Origin of the sequence: Longimicrobium sp., assembly GCF_036387355.1 — a bacterium.
In the GTDB taxonomy this organism is placed as follows: domain Bacteria; phylum Gemmatimonadota; class Gemmatimonadetes; order Longimicrobiales; family Longimicrobiaceae; genus Longimicrobium.
In genome coordinates, this window is record NZ_DASVTX010000250.1 from 1 (window position 1) to 1,700 (window position 1,700).

2 protein-coding genes are annotated in these 1,700 nt (G+C 69.8%); one reads left to right on the plus strand and one right to left on the minus strand.

Features of this window, described 5'->3' with window-relative positions:
• Positions 1–682: NAD(P)/FAD-dependent oxidoreductase (locus tag VF665_RS11000; protein WP_331053478.1), on the minus strand; the 682-nt coding region annotated here is incomplete at its 3' end.
• Between the two features lie 305 nt (positions 683–987).
• Here VF665_RS11000 and VF665_RS11005 point away from each other — a divergent pair.
• Positions 988–1,395 carry a type IV pilin protein gene (locus VF665_RS11005; protein ID WP_331053479.1) on the plus strand — a complete coding sequence of 136 codons (408 nt, stop codon included), beginning with the start codon at positions 988–990 and terminating at the stop codon, positions 1,393–1,395.
• The last annotated feature ends 305 nt before the right edge of the window (positions 1,396–1,700 follow it).

A 1,700-nucleotide genomic window follows, 5' to 3' on the forward strand; every position in this document is an offset into this window, starting at 1 on the left:
CCACGCACCCGTTCACGCCTTCCATGTGCCGCACCTCGTAGGGAGTGAGGATCTGCACCTCTCCCTTCTCGGCCAGGGCCTGCATCTCCAGCACGCTGCTCTTGTGCGCGCGGAACTCGGGGCGGCGGTGGATGAGGGTGACGGAGCGCGCCACCCCGCGCAGCCCCAGGACCCAGTCCACCGCGGAGTCGCCGCCGCCCACGATGAGGACGCGGCGGTCGCGGAAGTCCTCGATCTGGCGGACGTGCGTGTGGGCGCCGCCGCCCTCCACGCCGTAGTGGTCGTCCCACCCCGGGCACTCCAGGACGCGCGGGTTGAGGGCGCCCTTCCCGGCCGTCACGCACACGGTGCGGGTGAGGAAGTCGCCGCGCGGCGTCACCAGCCGGAAGTGGCCGTCCTCGCGCACCATCTGCTGCACCTCGGCGCCCAGCACCACCTCGGGGCCGAACTGCGTGCCCTGCTCGATCATGTTGTTGGCCAGGTCCTTGGCCAGGATCTTGGGCAGCCCGCCCACGTCGAAGATGTACTTCTCCGGGTAGAGCGCCATGAGCTGCCCGCCGAGCTGCGGAAGCGCGTCCACGATGCGGCACGAGATCGCGCGCAGCCCTGCGTAGAAAGCGGCGTACAGCCCCGTGGGCCCGCCGCCGATGACGGTGATGTCCGTGATGTTCGCGTCGCTCACGCGTGTGCTCCAGAGTGGCTGGGTCGCTGGCCCGCGCAGGGTGGCGGGCCGCGCTCCATATAGAGAACGGGCGCGGCGCACGCAAGGAGCCCGGCGCGCCACGCCGCGCATTGCAGCGTGCAAGAAACCTTGCAAGATGGCGCGCGCCAAACCGGCCTCCGGCCGCACCGCCTGCACGTAAACCACTCCGCTGCAACCACTTGCATTTCGCGCCGCGCATGGCGTGCGCGTTGCCATAGAGGGGCCCGACAGCACGATGGAGTGCTGCAGGACCCAACCCACTCTTCCCACTCTGGAGCACCACCATGCGCAACCTCCGCAACCGCGACGGCTTCACCCTGATCGAGCTCATGATCGTGGTCGTGATCATCGGCATCCTGGCCGCCATCGCCATTCCGAAGTTCGCCAACGTCTCCCGCAGCGCCAAGCAGTCCGAGGCCGAGCCGACGCTGAAGCAGATCGCCACGCTGCAGCAGAGCTACTTCCAGAAGAACGACAGCTACGTGGCCGCCATCGGCAACCTGACCGGCTTCGAGGACCCGAACGCGACGTACTTCACCTTCGAGATCGTCTCGGGCGACGCCACCAAGATGTGCGCGAAGGCGACTCCGACCGCGAAGGGCACCGACGCGGGCGTGGTGGCGATGTACATCACGCAGAGCAAGGCCGGCGCGGCGACGGACGCCAAGCCGACCACCACCGCCTGCACCTGATCCGCGGCTGACCCGGCGTCGCGCTCCGGCAGGTATAGCGTCTCGCAGGATTAACGAAGCCCCCGCCCCGGAACCTCTCCGGGGCGGGGGCTTTCGCGTGGAAGGCCCCCCGGCACGCCGGAGCCCGTTCGGCGCAGAAGGGCCGGGAATGGCGTGCCACGGGCCGGCGAGCTCCGCGGCTGCGCTCCTTACCCCCCCGGAGGCGACGGAGAGCGCTGGGCGCTTCCTCCCGCCACTCTTCGCGGTCGTGAGCGGCACGGCATGGCACGCCGCGGAGGACCCATGCCGCCCGCAGCTGGAGATCC

Coding starts and splice junctions, on each gene's coding strand:
- VF665_RS11005 (WP_331053479.1), top strand. CDS start 988: ATGCGCAACCTCCGCAACCGCGACGGCTTCACCCTGATCGAGCTCATG.